Origin of the sequence: Endozoicomonas sp. 4G, assembly GCF_023822025.1 — a bacterium.
GTDB lineage: Bacteria > Pseudomonadota > Gammaproteobacteria > Pseudomonadales > Endozoicomonadaceae > Endozoicomonas_A.
On record NZ_CP082909.1, the window covers coordinates 1897511 to 1910827 of the forward strand.

Annotated in this window: 14 protein-coding genes and 2 tRNA genes; 10 read left to right on the forward strand and 6 right to left on the reverse strand. The window is 48.9% G+C overall.

The window, feature by feature from the left end:
* The first annotated feature begins 52 nt into the window (after positions 1 to 52).
* Complete coding sequence (locus K7B67_RS07430) at positions 53 to 418, forward strand: hypothetical protein (protein WP_252179715.1); 366 nt, start codon at positions 53 to 55, stop codon at positions 416 to 418.
* On the forward strand, positions 396 to 1496 hold the full coding sequence (locus K7B67_RS07435) for an enoyl-CoA hydratase/isomerase family protein (protein WP_252179716.1): 1101 nt from the start codon (positions 396 to 398) through the stop codon (positions 1494 to 1496). The genes K7B67_RS07430 and K7B67_RS07435 overlap by 23 nt, the downstream gene beginning before the upstream one ends.
* Positions 1497 to 1538: 42 nt before the next feature.
* On the opposite strand, the gene K7B67_RS07440 is transcribed toward K7B67_RS07435, so the two are convergent.
* A complete protein-coding gene (locus K7B67_RS07440) occupies positions 1539 to 2174 on the reverse strand; it encodes a deoxynucleoside kinase (RefSeq protein ID WP_252179717.1) in 636 nt (211 codons plus the stop codon).
* A 192-nt stretch (positions 2175 to 2366) separates the two neighbouring features.
* On the opposite strand from K7B67_RS07440, the gene K7B67_RS07445 reads away from it, so the two are divergent.
* Positions 2367 to 3080, forward strand: coding sequence for an SDR family NAD(P)-dependent oxidoreductase (locus K7B67_RS07445; RefSeq protein WP_252179718.1), 714 nt, complete (start codon positions 2367 to 2369; stop codon positions 3078 to 3080).
* Between the two features lie 87 nt (positions 3081 to 3167).
* On the forward strand, positions 3168 to 4697 hold the full coding sequence (gene yfcC, locus K7B67_RS07450) for a putative basic amino acid antiporter YfcC (RefSeq protein ID WP_252179719.1): 1530 nt from the start codon (positions 3168 to 3170) through the stop codon (positions 4695 to 4697).
* A 261-nt stretch (positions 4698 to 4958) separates the two neighbouring features.
* Here yfcC and K7B67_RS07455 read toward each other — a convergent pair whose 3' ends face one another.
* The gene (locus K7B67_RS07455) at positions 4959 to 5969 is read right to left on the reverse strand and encodes an NADP-dependent oxidoreductase (protein ID WP_252179720.1); all 1011 of its coding nucleotides are present in this window, start codon (positions 5967 to 5969) and stop codon (positions 4959 to 4961) included.
* Positions 5970 to 6048: 79 nt separating this feature from the next.
* Positions 6049 to 6483 (reverse strand): type II toxin-antitoxin system antitoxin SocA domain-containing protein, encoded by a 435-nt coding sequence (locus K7B67_RS07460; protein ID WP_252179721.1) that lies wholly within the window; start codon positions 6481 to 6483, stop codon positions 6049 to 6051.
* Between the two features lie 112 nt (positions 6484 to 6595).
* Here K7B67_RS07460 and K7B67_RS07465 point away from each other — a divergent pair, with 112 nt between their 5' ends.
* On the forward strand, positions 6596 to 9373 hold the full coding sequence (locus K7B67_RS07465; protein WP_252179722.1) for a TatD family hydrolase: 2778 nt from the start codon (positions 6596 to 6598) through the stop codon (positions 9371 to 9373).
* A gap of 31 nt (positions 9374 to 9404) precedes the next feature.
* On the opposite strand, the gene K7B67_RS07470 is transcribed toward K7B67_RS07465, so the two are convergent.
* Both K7B67_RS07470 and K7B67_RS07475 read right to left on the reverse strand, forming a co-directional pair.
* A tRNA-Ser gene (locus tag K7B67_RS07470) sits at positions 9405 to 9495 on the reverse strand.
* 69 nt (positions 9496 to 9564) lie between these two features.
* Positions 9565 to 9655 (reverse strand) — tRNA-Ser (locus K7B67_RS07475).
* A gap of 236 nt (positions 9656 to 9891) precedes the next feature.
* On the opposite strand from K7B67_RS07475, the gene K7B67_RS07480 reads away from it, so the two are divergent.
* The 5 genes from K7B67_RS07480 to K7B67_RS07500 all read left to right on the forward strand — a co-directional run bounded on the left by K7B67_RS07480 (position 9892) and on the right by K7B67_RS07500 (position 11989).
* Positions 9892 to 10563 carry a Bax inhibitor-1/YccA family protein gene (locus K7B67_RS07480; RefSeq protein WP_252179723.1) on the forward strand — a complete coding sequence of 224 codons (672 nt, stop codon included), beginning with the start codon at positions 9892 to 9894 and terminating at the stop codon, positions 10561 to 10563.
* Positions 10564 to 10629: 66 nt separating this feature from the next.
* The gene (tusD, locus tag K7B67_RS07485; RefSeq protein ID WP_252179724.1) at positions 10630 to 11022 is read left to right on the forward strand and encodes a sulfurtransferase complex subunit TusD; all 393 of its coding nucleotides are present in this window, start codon (positions 10630 to 10632) and stop codon (positions 11020 to 11022) included.
* Between the two features lie 2 nt (positions 11023 to 11024).
* Entirely contained in the window at positions 11025 to 11384 is a 360-nt protein-coding gene (tusC, locus tag K7B67_RS07490) for a sulfurtransferase complex subunit TusC (protein ID WP_252179725.1), read from the forward strand.
* Positions 11384 to 11671: a sulfurtransferase complex subunit TusB gene (gene tusB / locus K7B67_RS07495; RefSeq protein ID WP_252179726.1), complete on the forward strand. Its 288-nt coding sequence runs from the start codon at positions 11384 to 11386 to the stop codon at positions 11669 to 11671. The genes tusC and tusB overlap by 1 nt, the downstream gene beginning before the upstream one ends.
* Before the next feature lie 3 nt (positions 11672 to 11674).
* Positions 11675 to 11989, forward strand: coding sequence for a TusE/DsrC/DsvC family sulfur relay protein (locus K7B67_RS07500; RefSeq protein ID WP_252179727.1), 315 nt, complete (start codon positions 11675 to 11677; stop codon positions 11987 to 11989).
* Positions 11990 to 12005: 16 nt separating this feature from the next.
* Here the strand turns inward: K7B67_RS07500 and K7B67_RS07505 are convergent, their stop codons facing one another.
* Complete coding sequence (locus K7B67_RS07505; RefSeq protein WP_252179728.1) at positions 12006 to 13226, reverse strand: retrotransposon gag domain-containing protein; 1221 nt, start codon at positions 13224 to 13226, stop codon at positions 12006 to 12008.
* Positions 13227 to 13317 lie beyond the last annotated feature (91 nt).

Below are 13317 nucleotides of genomic sequence, written 5' to 3' on the forward strand. Positions count from 1 at the left end.
GCTGGTAGGTGTACTATTTTGTGTACATGTGAACACAATGGAGGCGCGTGTTATGAGTTCTACCATAGCAGTCAGAGTTGAAGACAGTCTCAAAGAGCGTTCGGAAAAGCTTTCTGAAGCGACACAAAGATCGAAATCCTTTCTCGCAGCAGAAGCCATTAAAGATTTTGTGGGTCTAAATGAGTGGCAGGCAAATGAGATAAAACTTGCCCTCAAGGAAGCAGATTCAGAAGAGTTTGCCAGCGATCAGGAGGTTCATAACTTTTTTGATCGCTGGGGTGTACAACAGCGGTCTCATGTAGTGATCACTGAAACGAGTGGCTATCCAGTGACCCTGGGTAAGCGCAGTATAATGATTGAACGGTTTATCGCCGGTCATGGCAGGAGAACAAGAAATGACCGAAAAGGTCCTATTTGACAGGCTTAATACAACTTCCGGGCATCAGGTCGGTGTTATCACACTGAATGCTGAACGCACTCTTAATGCTCTCGACAAAGGCATGATAGACAGCCTTTACGGACAATTGAACGAATGGCAGACAGACGACAGAGTTGTCTGTATTTTCCTTCAGGCTGCTGGCGAAAAAGCCTTCTGTGCAGGGGGGGATGTCCGTTCTCTCAGGCAAAGCGTGATTGATGGGGATACCAATGCCCCGGGCCAGTTTTTTGAAAAAGAATACCGTCTTGATTATCTGATTCATACCTACCGAAAACCGGTGATCTGCTGGGGTAACGGGGTCGTAATGGGTGGCGGTTTTGGTCTGATGGCCGGGGCAGACTTCCGGGTAGTGACCGACACTTCTGTAATGGCAATGCCTGAAATTACCATAGGGCTTTATCCGGATGTAGGGGGATCATGGGTTCTGAATCGATTGCCTGCCAAAATCGGTCTGTTCATGGCTTTGACCGGGTGTCGTTTAAATCCTGCAGATGCCATGTACCTGGGGTTGGCGAACCGGTTTATTGATCATGCCTTCAGAAAAAACGTGCTGGAATCGCTGCAGGCCGCTGACTGGTCGGGTGATCATTATCAGGTGACCTCTGACGTCGTTCAATATTATGCCGATAACAGTGCCGGCTGGCTGCCTTACTCCAAGATCAGGGAGCACCGTGATCAGATTGCCCGTATGATGGGCAAGTCGAGCTTTTCAGCGATCATTGCTGATCTGAAAGCCTTGGAAACGGAAGACAGCTGGCTCGAGCAGGCGCGAAACACGGCTCTGACAGGTTCGGCTCTGTCGGCCGTGGTTGCTTATGAGCAGCTGAAGAGGAGTCGGTATGACTCTTTGAAAGAGGTCTTTCAAAGTGAGCTGGTACTCTCCATCAACTGCGTGTTGAAAGGTGATTTTCAGGAAGGGGTCAGGGCACTGCTGGTGGACAAGGATCATCAGCCGCAATGGAGCTATCCGGTGATTGAGGATGTTCCTCAGGAAAAAGTAGCAGAAATGTTTACCCCTCCCTGGGGAGAGTCAGCCAATCCATTGTCTAACCTCTGACGTTTGTTGGCGCTGCAGAGCGTAGCGCCATGCACGATCTCTTCAGGTCCGGTTGTCGGCAGCCAATACCTCCATCAGCTGTTGAGCGACGTCTTCTTCACAACCGAACTCATTCCAGTCCAGAGTCATTAACGGGGTGTTCATCGACTCGCATATCTGCGGCAGGATGGCTTCATGATAGTGATGAATATCCCGAATGTATTCGAACGGCGTACCGTGCTCAGCTTCTCTGCCCCGGCTCAGTAATCGTTGGTAGGCAACCTCGGGGGTTGTTCGAAGGTAAACGACAGCGCTGATCACAGGGTACTCTCTCAGTTTGCCTTGGATATTGCAGTAATGGAGCATGAACTCGGTGTCAGGCTGCTCCATGGAGAGGAAGTTGGCCTGGGTGAAAATCAGATCGGAGTACAGAGATCGTTCAATCAGGTAGTTTCTGTCTTCGGGCAGGTTGTTGACGGTTTCTGCCCGGCGTTCGGTGATATAGCGCTGAAAGTTTATGCGTTTGGAAGAGTCAGATGGGTTCTGGGTAAACTCTGTCAGCAGCTGGTTAAACACTTTGTCTTCGACAGGTTCCTGAACAGGATCCCAGTCCAGGGCGGCAGCCAGCTTGGGGAGAAGTGTCGTTTTACCAGCGGCAATATTGGCTTCAACTGCGACAAAGTGATTGGTTTGTTTCATTAAGGAACCTGGGCTGTTAACGGCGAATGGGACGAGATAGCAGGTGCGCAAGATAGGCTAATGGTGACAGTTCAGCAATAAGTAATGAAACGAGTAAAAGACGTCAGTTTGGCAGTGGCGGAACAACATTAAATGTGATCCGGATACTCATCCGAATTCGTAGGAAGAGAAACATTTCAGATTGAGGCTTTTATGAAGATATTGGTTGCTGGTGGCAGCGGTGGAATTGGTGGGGCTTTTGTCGAAGTGATAGCCCATGAAATGCCCGAAGCTGAAGTACATGCCACTTATTTCACAAGTGCTCCAGACAATAAAAAGCCCGATAACTCCGTTCAGTGGCACCGGTCAGATCTTACCAATGCCGATTCTGTGGAGCAGCTTGCCAACAGCGTTGGCTCAGTTGACTGGGTAATCAATGCCGCAGGGATGCTCCATACACCGGATCAGATGCCTGAAAAATCAATTGCTCAGATCGATCCCTCGTTCTTTTTTACGACAATGGAAGTCAATGTTCTACCCACACTGCTGTTGGCTCGCTATTTCCTGAGTCATTTTAAGGGCAGCGACTGCCCCCGGTTTGTTGCGCTGTCTGCCAGGGTAGGCAGCATTGATGATAACAAAGTAGGTGGCTGGTATAGCTACAGGGCATCAAAAGCAGCTCTCAACATGGTGTTGAAAACACTCAGTCATGAGTGGCGAAGGAAAAAGCCCAATGGTTGCATTGTGGCCATGCATCCTGGCTCGGTTGATACTCAGCTGACCGGGCCATTTAAAAAGAATATCCCACCTGAAAAGCTTTTTTCTCCGAAGCAATCAGTCGGTCAGATGCTGGCGGTGATCCGTCGTTTAAGTGCTGAACAAAGTGGTCAGTTTCTGGCTTATGACGGCGCCCAGATTCCCTGGTAATGCAATAAGTATTAATAACGTGACTATTTATGCTTTAAATATGCTATTTTATGCGCTTTGTTATTAGCATTAAGTAGTAGCCGATATATGAGTCATGCAACAGCGGTAGTTGACCAGACTGTCAAGGCCAGACAGTGGCGGATGCCGGACACTCTGGTCCTGATCTTCTTTATTGGCGTTCTGGCCGTTCTCTTAACCTACCTGATTCCTGCGGGTTCTTTTGATTCCCAGACCATCTCCTACCTGGCGGATGGCATCGAGAAAACCCGCGAAACCATTGATCCATCGTCGTTTGCTTATGCCACTGATCAAAGCGGTGAGCTGGTTTATAACACCGTGGGCTTGTTTGAAAGCGGTGGCGGCATTGGTCTGATGAACTTTATTTTTGAAGGTCTCGTCTCTGGTGACAAGTGGGGCTCTGCTGTCGGTGTCATCATGTTTATGCTGGTGATCGGTGGTGCTTTTGGTGTGGTGATGAGAACCGGTACGATCGATAACGGTATTCTTCGCCTGATCGACAAGACCAAAGGCAGTGAGATTTTATTCATACCCGTATTGTTCTTGCTGTTCTCCCTGGGCGGTGCCGTATTTGGAATGGGTGAGGAGGCTGTGGCCTTCGCCATTATTATTGCGCCTTTGATGGTTCGCCTTGGCTATGATGGCATTACTACCGTTATGGTGACTTATGTGGCTACCCAGGTTGGTTTCGCAACCTCCTGGATGAACCCTTTTTCTGTTGCCGTTGCCCAGGGTATTGCCGGTGTGCCTGTTCTTTCTGGTGCGGGTCTGAGAATCGGTATCTGGATTTTCTTTACCCTGATGGGTATTGCTTTCACGCTCTTTTATGCCAGTGGCATTAAGAAAAATCCATCGGCTTCTTTCAGTCTCAAAGGTGATGCTTATTTCAAAAATCAGGCTCTGGAAAGTAAAGCATCTCGCTGGGGGCTGGGTGACACGCTGGTGCTGCTTGCCGTTGCAGCTACGACGGCCTGGGTTGTCTGGGGGGTTGTTGCCCATGCCTGGTATCTACCGGAAATCGCTTCCCAATTTTTCACCATGGGTATTGTTGCCGGTATTCTGGGGGTGGTCTTCCGCCTGAATGATATGACGGCTAATGACATTGCCGCGGCTTTTAAGGAAGGTGCAGAGACCATGTTGGCTCCGGCCCTGCTGGTGGGTGCCGCTAAGGGTGTGCTGCTGATTCTTGGGGGCGGGGACTCGACAGAGCCCAGCGTCCTGAACTCTATTTTAAACAGTGCCGGCGGTGCTATCAGCGGACTGCCTGAGGTTGTGGCGGCCTGGTTTATGTACCTTTTTCAGTCTGCATTTAACTTTTTTGTGACCTCCGGTTCTGGTCAGGCCGCTTTGACCATGCCTTTAATGGCACCTCTGGCGGATATTGCCGGTGTTACGCGTCAGGTGTCAGTATTGGCTTTTCAGCTGGGCGATGGTTTCACCAATATCATTGTGCCGACCTCCGCGTCATTGATGGCGACACTGGGTGTTTGTCGTATTGACTGGGGTGACTGGGCGAAATTCTGCTGGCGTTTTATTCTGCTGTTGTTTGTGCTTTCCAGTGTCATAGTTGTGGGGGCGCAACTGGCAGGGTTTGCCTAGCCCGGATATTTCATAAACTGCCCCGAATCTCGCGCAGGACTTTGTTGCTCTAAGGGATTTTGCGAGGGAGCGCCGTACCGGGGAGTACGGTCGACTGAGCAAAACTCCCTTAGAGCGGCAAAGGACAAGCGAGATCGGGAGCACGTTTATGAAATATCCGGGCTAGGAGCCTGACCGAGAATAGCTGCCCATAGTAGTGGCTCTCAGGCGATCCTGCGACTTTCGGGTAAATACTTTTCGTGCTGGGTTGTGAAATGTTAATTAACTGAGTTTAACGAGCATTTTTCCGATATTAATGCCAGAAAAGAGCCCCAGGAAAGCGTCAGGGGCCTGCTCGATACCTTCAAAAACCGTTTCTTTCCAGGAGGCCTTGCCTTCCTGTATCCAATGGCTCATCTGTTGGACAAATTCGGGGTAATGCTCCCAGTGTTCGAAGACAATAAAGCCCTGCATTTTCAGTTTTTTAATGATCAGCTGGGACAGGTTGGCCGGTCCGGGTACAGGAGTGGTTGAGTTGTACTGATCGATCATACCACATACAGCTATACGTCCATGGTCGTTCATAAGATTGAGAGCGGCCTCAAGGTGCTGGCCGCCAACATTTTCAAAATAGACATCAATGCCTTCAGGGCAGGCTTCGGCCATGGCACTGGCTAAATCAGGGGCGGTCTTGTAATTGACGACAGCATCGACTTTTAATGCTTCCTGCAGGTAGCGGGCTTTTTCATTGGCGCCAACACTGCCGGCAACATAGCAACCTTTCAGCTTGGCAATCTGGCAGACGGTAGACCCTACGGCACCGGATGCAGCAGAAACAAAAACACGGTCGCCTTTTTTCAGTTCTGCAATCTGTGTTAATCCTACCCAGGCGGTCATGCCTGGCATACCGAGTATGCCAAGGAAGGCCTGGTCTTCAATCTGTGTTTTGGGTAATAACTGAAGGTCTTTAGCATCAGCGATGAAATACTCGCGCCAGCCTTTCATGCTGGACACCTTACTGCCTTGTGGCAGGGATGGGTTTCGTGACTCCATGACTTCGCCAATGGCACCGCCCTCAAGAGGCGCATCCAAAGCAAAAGGTGGCACATAGCTTTTACGATCGATCATGCGACCACGCATGTAGGGATCTACCGACATCCAAAGGTTTTTAACCAGAACTTCACCTTCTTTCAGCTCTGCAATGGGCACAGAGGCCAGTTTGAAACAGCTGCTGTCAGGCAGGCCTTTGGGGCGTCTGGCAAGGTGAATCTCGCGACTTTTTTCTATAAACATGAACGGAAATCCTTAAACCGGGGGTTCAGGGTGGTAACGTATCCTTTTGTTGAATAAGATTCCAATACACAATTGTTATTTACTGAATTCTGGTTTTGAAATAATCGGTCATTTCCGAAAGAGGAATCTCATCAACAGAGTCAGCATGATTAAGCCAGGGCGATTCTTCGTGGGTCATATTTCGCAATTTCCAAGCTGTAAACTGCCCAAATACCTCAAAGACCTCTTCTATAATCTCAGTCTCATTTGAGTTCAGCTTTTTGTGATCTATGTTACGAGGCTCGGGAATGCGGCTCTTACCGTAATGCTTGTACTCGTGGTACAAGTCAGTCACAACAGGCCCGTGAGTCCAGGCAACAATAGAACTATCAAAAAGAGCACTACCAAAGATCGCACTGTAGAAGCCCTGAGCATAATAAATCAGCTTTTGAAGCTTCAGGTTCGAAATGCCATCGCCATCGTTCTGATCATCCAGGTACAGAAAGTATTCAGCAACATCTTTTACATGAGCCACAAAAGCCTCCTGAGTAACTTGTTACTGCAATTGGAGTGAATTCTAGCACCACACCTTCAAATTCCGGTCTATTGTTATGCCTTATCAATAAAGCCCGTGGGCAAATCCATTTATGAAAACAACAAGACTTCTTACTATGACGCACCTGTTTTTCTTATTCATAGTGTCTGTCATTTTACCGTTTGCTGATTACAGTGCTGCTGATACCGGCCTGTTGAGCTGGATTGACTGGTGGAGCTCCCCCAAAGCGATTGAAAAAAGCAGTGAATTATCGGAAGGAATTAGCAAACTGTCGTTTATAGCGGGCAGTCTGCCGCTCTCTCTTACTTATGATCGCAAGGCAGTTGACGAGAATATCAAGACCGTTTCTGAACTGGGGAGTAATCAGCTTTATATCGTTATGAATAGCCAACCAGGCGACCTGTTTAATGTTTGTTTCAGGACACCTCCGACATTTTCGTCGGGATATTTGCCTCACCCCCCGGTCATTGTCAAGCCTTCGACGGGCCAGGGTATACCGGATATACAAAACGGGGAAGTAAGACAGGTCACACTGGCACCAGACACTGATCGCTGGCAGCATGAGTTTCTGGCCAGGTGGCGTTTACCGCCAGGTAAGCAGTCGTTGGTTCTGTCCATTGAAGACAATGAGCATGGCTGGGTTTTAGAGCCGGAATGTAGCGGTATTGTTTCAGAAGGTATTGTTTCAGAAGGTATTGATTCACCGTTGCCTTCGAACGTCGATATTTATTACCGCAACAAACAGGCCACAAAAATTGGGTCTGACTATTCTGACGACAATAGCCGTTCAGGTGGGTCTTTTTTCATGTCCGAAGCCACTGATACTGTCGATACCAGCGAGTCATTCCCAAGCTCTGGTGGTGGCGGTTTTGGCGGTGGTGATACTTTAGACGATTTATTCAAGAAAAGGCCGGGAAACCGCATGGCCCCACTTTACTCCTTTGAATTGATGAGTGAACTGGTCAGCAGCATGATTCTGGTACCTGTCTCTGACGGTCTCGGCGGGGTCGTTAAAAAACAGACTTGGGATACCCGGATTGTGCTCAAAATCAAGCAGGGTTGGAATGAGCAGACGATCATTATTTCGCAGGAGCTGTGGAACAGGATAACGGGGGCCAATCTTGAACGGAGTTCAGAGCTTTTCCTGGCACTGTCCAGCAATCCCGATAACCCGGAAGCTGCATTTGACCTTTACCTGGACAGTCATCCGGCACAGCCGTTACCAACAGAAGACTACCGTCGTTATGCGCAGCAAGCGTTCATTTTAAGTCCTAAACAATTACGCAGTGTGGCCGTTTTTCCGGGTCATTGCCCCACTGGGATCGGTTGCTCTGGAGGAACCAGCCAGGTTGATAAGGAAATGGCCAGCCTGAGTATAAACCCCACCGACAGCCAATCTCAAAGAGGCGCTGGCCGACACAAACAAGGCAGCCGTGGTGACGGAAGTAGTGGTGGTGGTGATGGTTCAGATGAGCCACCCGACAATGGCTTATGCCAATATTGTAATAAACCCGCATTCGCCTTCAATAAATGTCCTGAATGCCTGAATCGTAAATCTGATCGGAGCGATTTAGGTGAGGACTGGCAGTGGGCCGGCAAGTCAGGAGCACGGAAAGGCAAAAAGAAAAAGCGCTCAGGTTTTGCTGGCAAGTCTGTTGCCGGGTATCCACCCTGTGCTGCCCGTCATCATAAGAACCTGAATCTGGGCAGTGCTGAGGGGCAGCAGGCTGTGGCCGAGATAGGGCTTCAGTTCCAGTTTTCCCGGCCCTCAACCGAGGCCAGTTTGCAGCCGACTGAAGCTACCAGAGGTAATGATTCCACTGGTTTTCAGTTAGCGCCAGCACGGGGAATAAAAGTAACACTGACACCTCTGGCAGCCAGGCCCCGGTATGACACTCCGCTGACAGATATTGGTGCCAATCTGGTTAAGAACGAAAGGTTTCCTAACTTGCCTGAAGTGTTAGCGGAAGCTGTCCGTTCGGGGGTCGGCACTATCATCATAACCGGTGCCAGTATCCCATTATCCAGACAGGCTCGAAATATAGTAATGAGACGGCAGAAACCCTCTTCTGTGCCAGACAGAGTCACTGATCAGGCAACGGCTGCTGGCGCTTCCTCTGCTGCCCCCCGATGTTCTTTATACTACACCGTGGGTTGTCACCCTCACCATGCCAAAGACTTTTTAAAACACGGAGGCATCTTGGCGATGAAAGAAATCCTCGAGAGGGATCGCGGTCGCTGCGTCGCAGTGGGTGAGTGTGGGCTGGATTACGAGCATGAATACTCGCCTGTGGAAGATCAAAGTGATGTTTTCGAACAACAACTGGCACTGGCTGTGGAAATGCAAAAACCGTTGTTTTTGCATGAGCGTAAGGCTCATGATGATTTCAAGAAAATGCTGGGGGATTATATTGAGCAATTGCCTGCAAAAAAAATGGCTTGCGTTCACTGTTTTACCGGCAATAGTGAGGCTTTGCAAAATTACATCGATATGGGGTGTTCCATTGGCATCACCGGATGGATTGCAGGTGACAAGAACCGAGATCTGGTGGAAGCATTGCAAACGGTTGGCTGGGATGTTCTGCGCGACCGTCTGATGATTGAGACTGATGCACCCTTTTTGTGCCCCTTCCAGGTGATGTCTCCTGAAGATAATCCAAGGATGGATTTTAAAAAAAGAATGGATAATGTCCCCGCTAATCTGCCCTATGTGGTCTACGCACTGAGCGAAGTACTGGGCGTCGATCCAGAAGAGATTGCTGCTGCAACCAGTCGTAATGCCAGGGAGATATTCTTGCTGTCTGGTAATAAAGGCCGACAAGGATATCGGAAGCAAAGAAGCTTTAGACAAAAGAGACCCGCCAGATAGTCGGCAGGGTTTTGGAAGTAATGGTGATAAATGGCGGAGGGACAGGGATTCGAACCCTGGGTGGGCTATTAACCCACGCCGGTTTTCAAGACCGGTGCTTTCAACCGCTCAGCCATCCCTCCTAAGGAAACAACGCTACATAATAACAGGTAGCGTTACTGAGACTTGTAAGGTGTCAAACCATGGAAATATGGCGGAGGGACAGGGATTCGAACCCTGGGTGGGCTATTAACCCACGCCGGTTTTCAAGACCGGTGCTTTCAACCGCTCAGCCATCCCTCCGCAGCAACGGGAATGAATATTACCTGAAAACGATCAACTGTCAAACCCTTGAAAACAAAGGATATCTCTTGATTGGTAATTTATTTGTGGCAAGGCATCGGAAAAGTAGCGGCTGTTACGGTTTTGTAACAGCCATTGCGTTAGTATTGGCATCTGGTAAAAAGAGCTTCCAAGTCTAGCTGGTCTGTCCAGCTCTGGTATACTCCTTATGTAAGCCCCAATGCGAGGAATAAAAGATGGAACGAAAATCCGCCGTTGTAGCGTCAAGGTCGACACAGGTCGGCAGCGGCATTGAGATCAACAGTGTATTGCGCAACACCTATTTGTTGTTGGGTATGACACTGCTATTCAGTGCTTTTACTGCCGGTGTAGCCATGGCACTGGAGATCAGCCGTATCACTGCCCTGGTTTTGAGCCTGGTAGGTTTTGGTCTGATTTTTGTTGTCAATAAAACCGCAGATTCAAGCAAAGGCCTGTTGGCGGTTTTTGCTTTCACCGGTGTTCTGGGTGCAGCCCTTGGCCCGATGTTGAACTTCTACCTGGCACTGCCCAACGGCCCTTCTTTAGTGATGCAGGCTCTGGGTGGGACAGCTGTCGTGTTCTTTGCCCTGTCGGCCTATGTTCTGGTCACCCGTAAGGACTTCTCATTTATGGGTGGCTTCCTGATGGTAGGTCTGATTGTCGCCGTTGTTGCCAGTATCGCCCTGATCTTCTTCCAGATCCCGGCGGCATCTATGGCTCTGTCTGCTGCTATTGTGTTGCTGATGTCCGGTTTCATTCTGTTTGATACCAGCCGTATCATTCACGGTGGTGAAACCAACTATATCCGCGCTACTGTTTCTCTCTACCTGAATATCTACAACCTGTTTACGGCTCTGCTTTCTCTGCTGGGCATGTCTGACGACTAAGTATTCAGTGGTCTGTAAAAATACCCCGGTATTCCCGGGGTATTTTTTTGTCGATGGGAGTTTTAGATGAAATACGCACTGGCTGTTTATGGTGCCTCTGGTAGCGGGCAGTCTTCACTGACCGCACTTTCTTTTGCCAGGGCTCTGTTGGCTTCGGGCCATGAGATTATTCGGGTCTTTTTTTATCAGGAGGGTGTGCACAATGCATCCAGCCTGGTGTCGCCGCCACAGGATGAAGTGAATCTGCCAGAGCAGTGGCAAAAACTGATAACAGAGCAGGGTATTGATGCGGTAGTCTGCATCGCGGCGGCTCTTCGCCGAGGCGTGGTGAATACTGAAGAAGCTGAAAGGTACCAACTGCCGGGCAACAATCTTAGGGAGGGCTACGATCTCTCAGGGTTGGGGCAGCTGCTTGAAGCAACGGTTGAAGCTGATCGTCTGGTTACTTTTGGAGACTAAGCATGAGTCAATCCGTTTGTATTATATCGACTCAGGCCCCATACCGCGGCCAGTTTGCTAAAGAAGCGCTGGATGCTGCACTGGTTTCTGCTTCCTATGAGATTCCAACCAGTCTGTTGTTGATGGGTGACGGTGTTTATCAGATATTGGACGGGCAATCTCCCGGTCAGCTGCAAAAGAAAAAACTGTCAGCCCTGTTGCAATCTCTGGAACTCTACGGGATTGAAACGGTTTATGTGGATGGAGAGTCACTGGCTGAGCGTCACCTTGATCCGGAGCAGTTGTTACCCCTTTATACGCTTTTGGAAGGGGACGCAGTGGCATCCTTCCTGGCACAGCAAGATAAGGTATTGAGTTTCTGATGGCTACTTTGCATACGGTCAATAAAACCGGACAACCTCTTGAGCTGTGCCTGCGAGCCCTCAATGCCGGTGACAGTATTCTGCTTCTGGAAGAAGGGGTTTATGCTTTGTATGAAGCCAGTGAGGTTTTGTCTGATCTCGTCAGGCATGTGGCCGTTTATGTGCTGGAAGCGGATGTTCTGGCCCGGGGAGTGACGAACAGAGATGATCTGGATGTCACTATGGTGGACTACCAGGGATTTGTTGAGCTGACGGAAGCCAATGATAAGGTGGTGAGCTGGTTTTAAAGTATGACGGATTTACAGCTTGATAAAGACGGTTACCTGATTAATCTCAGTGATTGGAATCCAGAGGTCGCTGCTCAGCTGGCGGCTGAAGACGGTATTGTTCTGACGGATCAGCACTGGGAAGTCCTTAATCTGCTCAGAAAGTATTACCAGCAATTCGAACACGCCCCCAGCCAGAGGCCTTTCGTGAAATACGTTGCTAATCAGCTGGGAAAAGAGAAGGGGAACAGCCTCTATCTGATGAAGCTGTTTCCTGGCAGTCCGGCCAAATTGGCAGCCAGAATTGCCGGTTTGCCGAGACCTACAAACTGTTTCTAGTGCACCCAAGCTCCGTTCACCCTGAACGGGGTTTATCCTGACGATAAACATGCCAGCAACGCATCTCCACTTCGGCTGCATATGCCTCATGTTTGATGCTTTCATAAGTTTTGAGGCCTGCCTCACGCAACTTGCTTCTAATATGCAGGGTGTAGGTCAAATACGGCCAGGGTTTCCATGGCTCTTTGAGGGTTTCTTCTTTAAGTCGATCTTTAAGTGAGAGTATTGAATCCAGATAGTTATCCCGCTGTTCAGGAAGTTTTGCCAGTAACTGGTTCAGCTGGTCAATATCACTGTTTTCAGCATTCATTTCTGCGGCTTTTGCCTTAGCATCATCGGACGGGATTAAATTCGCAAATGCATGGTAATGTTTGGTGTATACCAGCTCCGGGGGGATGAAATTCTGAGGTGAAGAAGTGTGGGGATCTTCGGTGGCCATTACAAAACAACCGGGATTGTTTTTTATCAGTGTGGTGAGATAAAACTCAGTTTCCCCTTCTGTGATGCGACGGTTCAATTTTTTTTCTTTTGAAGGCATGCCGGTAAAAGCGTGTATGGAGGTAAATAAAGTGGTTGCCGGTGTCGCGCCAACGATTTCCTGGGCTGGGATTAAGTTGATGGGCAATGGCTTTTCGTTATCATCATAATAATCGTAGACATGGCAACAGACATTGCTGGTATCCACGGGAATGACTTTGATTGGGAACCCTTGTTCATTGAGGTATTTTTGCATTCGCAGAGATAATGCAGCATCACCACAACCGATATCGACAATAAATTCGATGGTGTTGTTTTTGCTTAAAAAATCAGACAGGAACTTGAAGTTATACATTTTCACATCGTTTTTTTCTTCCGCCAGATTCGGGTTAATAAAGGATTGCGAAGTATCCAGCGTAATCAGATCCTGATTGCCAATTCGGACTGTTTTTGGCGCAACGGTTACCGGTAGATTGGCATAGGTCGCAAAGTAATGGCTTCGGGGATTATTATCCATAAACATATATTTATATTCGGCAGTACCCTTATAGGGTCTGGAAGGAGTCTTCAAATCGGTAACAGTACGGCTCGAAAGACCGACGTTCTGCGGTTCCTGACTGTTGCCGCCCTCGGTTTTCAGATGAGGGGTGATGTCCTGTTTTTGCGCACCAAGATCAGGTTTGCAAGGGGTTGTTTCTTCAGTACTGCCCTGTTCTGATGTTTGTTGGGGGAAATTGGCGGTGTCCATACCTCTGATCATGACCTGTTCTCCTTGTCCATGAATAAGCAATCAGATCCAACACTGTATTCAGTTTGAACTGATTAAATTTTGCGCGTCTTTTTCAGACCAA

What these genes read in the sequence shown, in the direction of transcription:
- K7B67_RS07480 (WP_252179723.1), top strand. Translation starts at nt 9,892, where the DNA reads ATGGAACGAAAATCCGCCGTTGTAGCGTCAAGGTCGACACAGGTCGGC.
- K7B67_RS07440 (WP_252179717.1), bottom strand. Translation starts at nt 2,174, where the DNA reads ATGAAACAAACCAATCACTTTGTCGCAGTTGAAGCCAATATTGCCGCT.
- K7B67_RS07500 (WP_252179727.1), top strand. Translation starts at nt 11,675, where the DNA reads ATGACGGATTTACAGCTTGATAAAGACGGTTACCTGATTAATCTCAGT.
- yfcC (WP_252179719.1), top strand. Translation starts at nt 3,168, where the DNA reads ATGAGTCATGCAACAGCGGTAGTTGACCAGACTGTCAAGGCCAGACAG.
- tusC (WP_252179725.1), top strand. Translation starts at nt 11,025, where the DNA reads ATGAGTCAATCCGTTTGTATTATATCGACTCAGGCCCCATACCGCGGC.
- K7B67_RS07455 (WP_252179720.1), bottom strand. Translation starts at nt 5,969, where the DNA reads ATGTTTATAGAAAAAAGTCGCGAGATTCACCTTGCCAGACGCCCCAAA.
- K7B67_RS07445 (WP_252179718.1), top strand. Translation starts at nt 2,367, where the DNA reads ATGAAGATATTGGTTGCTGGTGGCAGCGGTGGAATTGGTGGGGCTTTT.
- K7B67_RS07505 (WP_252179728.1), bottom strand. Translation starts at nt 13,226, where the DNA reads ATGATCAGAGGTATGGACACCGCCAATTTCCCCCAACAAACATCAGAA.
- tusD (WP_252179724.1), top strand. Translation starts at nt 10,630, where the DNA reads ATGAAATACGCACTGGCTGTTTATGGTGCCTCTGGTAGCGGGCAGTCT.
- K7B67_RS07435 (WP_252179716.1), top strand. Translation starts at nt 396, where the DNA reads ATGACCGAAAAGGTCCTATTTGACAGGCTTAATACAACTTCCGGGCAT.
- K7B67_RS07430 (WP_252179715.1), top strand. Translation starts at nt 53, where the DNA reads ATGAGTTCTACCATAGCAGTCAGAGTTGAAGACAGTCTCAAAGAGCGT.
- tusB (WP_252179726.1), top strand. Translation starts at nt 11,384, where the DNA reads ATGGCTACTTTGCATACGGTCAATAAAACCGGACAACCTCTTGAGCTG.
- K7B67_RS07465 (WP_252179722.1), top strand. Translation starts at nt 6,596, where the DNA reads ATGAAAACAACAAGACTTCTTACTATGACGCACCTGTTTTTCTTATTC.